At 68.7% G+C, this 4,167-nt stretch carries 4 protein-coding genes; 2 read left to right on the top strand and 2 right to left on the bottom strand.

Going from position 1 to position 4,167, the window contains the following annotated elements:
* Positions 1-83: 83 nt before the first annotated feature.
* Positions 84-1,100 carry a DedA family protein gene (locus ACFVH5_RS44020; RefSeq protein ID WP_385839311.1) on the bottom strand — a complete coding sequence of 339 codons (1,017 nt, stop codon included), beginning with the start codon at positions 1,098-1,100 and terminating at the stop codon, positions 84-86.
* A 141-nt stretch (positions 1,101-1,241) separates the two neighbouring features.
* Here ACFVH5_RS44020 and ACFVH5_RS44015 point away from each other — a divergent pair, with 141 nt between their 5' ends.
* Positions 1,242-1,607 carry a YbjQ family protein gene (locus ACFVH5_RS44015; protein ID WP_385839310.1) on the top strand — a complete coding sequence of 122 codons (366 nt, stop codon included), beginning with the start codon at positions 1,242-1,244 and terminating at the stop codon, positions 1,605-1,607.
* A gap of 117 nt (positions 1,608-1,724) precedes the next feature.
* Here the strand turns inward: ACFVH5_RS44015 and ACFVH5_RS44010 are convergent, their stop codons facing one another.
* The gene (locus ACFVH5_RS44010) at positions 1,725-2,486 is read right to left on the bottom strand and encodes a MerR family transcriptional regulator (protein ID WP_385839308.1); all 762 of its coding nucleotides are present in this window, start codon (positions 2,484-2,486) and stop codon (positions 1,725-1,727) included.
* A 226-nt stretch (positions 2,487-2,712) separates the two neighbouring features.
* Here ACFVH5_RS44010 and ACFVH5_RS44005 point away from each other — a divergent pair, with 226 nt between their 5' ends.
* Positions 2,713-4,119, top strand: coding sequence for a glutamate decarboxylase (locus ACFVH5_RS44005; RefSeq protein ID WP_384801785.1), 1,407 nt, complete (start codon positions 2,713-2,715; stop codon positions 4,117-4,119).
* Positions 4,120-4,167: the final 48 nt, after the last annotated feature.

Here is a 4,167-nt window from a genome sequence, read left to right as displayed (position 1 = left end):
AGCAGATGTCGGCTGTCGGCCGTCTGGGGCTGAGCGCGCTGTGCCCCGCGCCCCTGAGGGGCGCGGGGAACTGGGGGCGCTGATCAGTTGCGGCCGTAGTCCTGGCCGTACGGGTACTGCTGCTGGTACGGCTGGCCCTGCTGGTACTGCTGCTGGTCCTCGGGGTACTGCTGGGCGTTCTGCCCGTAGCCCTGCGGGTGCTGGTACTGCTGCCCGCCGTAGTTCTGGTCCTGGCCGTACGGCTGCTGCTGGTAGTAGTCCTGGTTCTGGTCCTGGTTGCCGTACTGGTCGTACTGCTGCTGGCCCTGGTCGCCGTAGCCCTGGTCCTGGCCGTGCCGGGGGTCGTACTGCTGGTCGTAGCCGTTCTGGTGGGGCTGCGGGATCTGGCGGAGCTGGGCCGTGCGGTCGTCCATGACGGGGGCCGCCTGCTGGGCGTGGCCGGCCCGGGGCTCGTCCTGCGAGCCGTTCGCCGCGTTCTTCTTGGACTTTCCGCGGGCGCGCAGGAACTCGATGATGATCGGGACCACCGAGATGAGGACGATCAGGAGCAGGATCGGCTCGATGTTCTTGTGGACGAACTCGATGCTGCCGAGCCAGGAACCGAGCGCCGTGACACCCGCGCCCCACAGGACGCCGCCGATCACGTTGAAGATCAGGAACGAGCGGTACTTCATGCCGCTGACGCCGGCGATGATCGGCGTGAACGTGCGCACGATGGGCACGAAGCGGGCCAGCACCAGCGACTTCGGGCCGTACTTCTCGAAGAACTCGTGCGCCTTGGCGACGTTCTCCTGCTTGAAGAGGCGGGAGTCCGGCCGGGTGAAGAGCGACGGGCCGACCTTCTTGCCGAACATGTAGCCGGCCTGGTCGCCGAGGATCGCGGCGAGACAGATCAGCGCGATGGCGCCCCACAGCGGGAAGTCCAGGGTGCCGGCGGTGATCAGCATGCCCGCCGTGAACAGCAGCGAGTCACCCGGCAGGAAGAAGCCGATGAGCAGGCCCGACTCGGCGAAGACGATCAGGAGCAGGCCCCAGATACCGAACGAGTCCAGCAGGTAGTCCGGATCCAACCAGCTTGGGCCAAGGGCAAGCGTCGTCACGTTTCCGGGCTCCTGAGGGTGGTGGATGCGGCGGCGGGCGAAGGTGTGGCCGACCAAAGTTATCAACGCGCCACGATGTGACCAGGTTCCACCGGCTCCTACAGGATGCACTGTGCCCCGACTGGGACAAAGCTGTGAGCCATGGGTATCGAAGAATACGGCGGCGGTCAGGGCCCCCAGTCCGACGTGCTGGTCGTGACGACGAACGACGTACCCGGCTACCGGGTCGAGCAGGTCATCGGCGAGGTCTTCGGGCTGACCGTCCGCTCCAGACATCTGGGCAGCCAGATCGGCGCGGGGCTGAAGTCGATGATCGGCGGCGAGCTGAAGGGCCTCACCAAGACCTTGGTGGAGACCCGCAACCAGGCCATGGAACGGCTCGTCGAGCAGGCGAGGGCACGGGGCGCCAACGGCGTGCTGATGTTCCGCTTCGACGTGACGGACGCGCAGGACGTGGGCACGGAGGTGTGCGCGTACGGCACGGCCGTGGTGATGGTCAAGGAGTAGCGCATCCCTTCGGCAAGGGGCGGTAAGGGGCGTCCGCCATTGCGGACGCCCCTTACCGGGCGCTGTTCCCTTACCGGGCCACTGTTCCCGTGCCGGCCACTGTTCCCGTGCCGCGCCCTACACCTCGTGCCGCGCCGCGTTCGCCGTGATCGCGTCCCTGAGGTACTCGGCGAGCCCCGGGCGCATGGAGTCGTAGAACTCCTTGAACCGTTCGTCGGACACGTACATCTCGCCGAGCCCCCGGTGTATGTCGTACGTGCACTCGTAGAACCAGCGGGTGATGTGGAGCCGGTGCTCCTCGGCCATGTCCATGGCCGACTCCCCCGTGGCGGGTTCGCCGGACGCCATGAGGGCGTCGTAGCGCCCGCCCCAGGAGGTGACCTCGGCCTGCATGCGCTTCCAGTCGTCCTTGCCGTAGCGGGCGGCGCGGCGCTGCGACTCGGCGTACGCCTCCGTGCCGCCCCAGCGGCTCTCGGCCTCCTCCGCGTGCTCCTCGGGGTCCTTGCCGCCGAAGACCTCGAATTTCTCCTCGGGTGTGAGGTTGATGCCCATCGTGCGTGCCTCCATGGCGTGCTCCACGGCCGCGGCCATCTTCTGCAGCTTCTCGATCCGGGCGGTCAGCAGGTCGTGCCGCCGGCGCAGTTCCGCGCGCGGGTCCGCCGTCGGATCGTCGAGCAGGGCCGCGACCTCGTCGAGCGGAAACCCCAGCTCCCGGTAGAAGAGGATCTGTTGCAGCCGGTCGAGGTCGGCGTCGCTGTAACGCCGGTGGCCCGCGTGGCTGCGACCGCTCGGCACGAGCAGTCCGATCTCGTCGTAGTGGTGCAGCGTCCGCACCGTCACTCCGGCGAGAGCGGCGACCTGTCCCACGGGGTGGCTCATGGCCTCCGCCTCCTCCTTTTCGGCCTTTTCCTCGGCCTCTTTCTCGGCCTCTTCTTCGGCCTTTTCGGTACGCGGTCCAGGCTGACGCCTCACGTCACGTGAGGTGCAAGCAGGAAAACCACCCCGCGCGATGTCGGCTTTACCCGATTTTGGCGAGGAGGTGGCCCACCATGGAGCCCTGGACCTTCTCGACCCCCTGGGCCCCGCCCAGACGACCGGAGGCATCATGGCGCTCCACAAAGGCCCCGCGAAGTCCGACGAGCACCCCTCGACCGTCAACCCCTTCTACGGAGAGGCGAATCCGGTCGGCGGCATGACCGAGGCACCGCCCCAGCACCGACTGCCGGACGGACCTCTGACGCCCTCCACCGCCTATCAGCTGGTGCGCGACGAGCTGATGCTGGACGGCAACTCCCGGCTCAACCTGGCGACCTTCGTCACCACCTGGATGGAGCCGCAGGCCGACATACTGCTCGGTGAGTGCCGCGACAAGAACATGATCGACAAGGATGAGTACCCGCGCACGGCCGAGCTGGAGCGCCGATGCGTGGCGATGCTCGCCGAGCTGTGGAACGCGCCGGATCCGGCCACCGCCGTCGGATGTTCGACGACCGGATCGAGCGAGGCGTGCATGCTCGCCGGCATGGCGCTCAAGCGCCGCTGGGCCAAGCGCAACGCGGACCGGTACCCGGGAGCCCGCCCGAACCTCGTCATGGGCGTCAACGTGCAGGTCTGCTGGGACAAGTTCTGCAACTTCTGGGAGGTCGAGGCCCGCCAGGTGCCCATGGAGGGCGACCGCTTCCACCTCGACCCGCGGGCCGCCGCCGAGCTGTGCGACGAGAACACCATCGGGGTCGTCGGCGTCCTCGGCTCCACCTTCGACGGCTCGTACGAGCCGATCGCCGAACTCTGCGCCGTACTGGACGAGTTGCAGGAGCGCACGGGTCTGGACATCCCCGTCCATGTGGACGGCGCGTCCGGCGCGATGGTGGCGCCCTTCGTGGACGAGGACCTGGTCTGGGACTTCCGGCTGCCGCGGGTCTCCTCCATCAACACCTCGGGGCACAAGTACGGGCTGGTCTACCCGGGTGTCGGCTGGGCGCTGTGGCGCTCGCCCGCCGAGCTGCCGGAGGAGCTGGTCTTCCGGGTGAACTACCTGGGCGGCGACATGCCGACCTTCGCGCTCAACTTCTCCCGGCCCGGCGCCCAGGTGGTGGCGCAGTACTACACGTTCCTGCGGCTGGGCCGGGAGGGCTACCGGGCCGTCCAGCAGACGACCCGGGACGTCGCCATGGGGCTCGCGGAACGGATCGGGGCCCTCGACGAGTTCCGGCTCCTCACCCGGGGCGATCAGCTGCCGGTGTTCGCGTTCACCACGGCCCCGGACGTCACGGCGTTCGACGTCTTCGACGTGTCCCGGCGGATGCGGGAGCGGGGCTGGCTGCTGCCCGCGTACACCTTCCCCGCCCACCGTGAGGACCTCTCCGTGCTGAGGGTGGTGTGCCGCAACGGCTTCTCCTCCGACCTCGCCCAGCTGTTCCTGGAGGACCTGGCCCGCCTCCTGCCCGAACTGCGCTGCCAGTCGCGGCCCCTGACGAGGGACAAGGAGGCGGCGACGGGCTTCCACCACTGAGGCACTGGGGCGCAGCGGCGACGGGGTGGCCGGGGGCCCGGCCACCCC

Origin of the sequence: Streptomyces sp. NPDC127119, assembly GCF_042677425.1 — a bacterium.
Lineage (GTDB): Bacteria > Actinomycetota > Actinomycetes > Streptomycetales > Streptomycetaceae > Streptomyces.
This window is presented reverse-complemented; position numbering and strand designations above follow the sequence as displayed.

Excerpts from the sequence above, each read along its gene's own strand:
- ACFVH5_RS44010 (WP_385839308.1), bottom strand. The coding sequence starts at position 2,486 with ATGAGCCACCCCGTGGGACAGGTCGCCGCTCTCGCCGGAGTGACGGTG.
- ACFVH5_RS44005 (WP_384801785.1), top strand. The coding sequence starts at position 2,713 with ATGGCGCTCCACAAAGGCCCCGCGAAGTCCGACGAGCACCCCTCGACC.
- ACFVH5_RS44015 (WP_385839310.1), top strand. The coding sequence starts at position 1,242 with ATGGGTATCGAAGAATACGGCGGCGGTCAGGGCCCCCAGTCCGACGTG.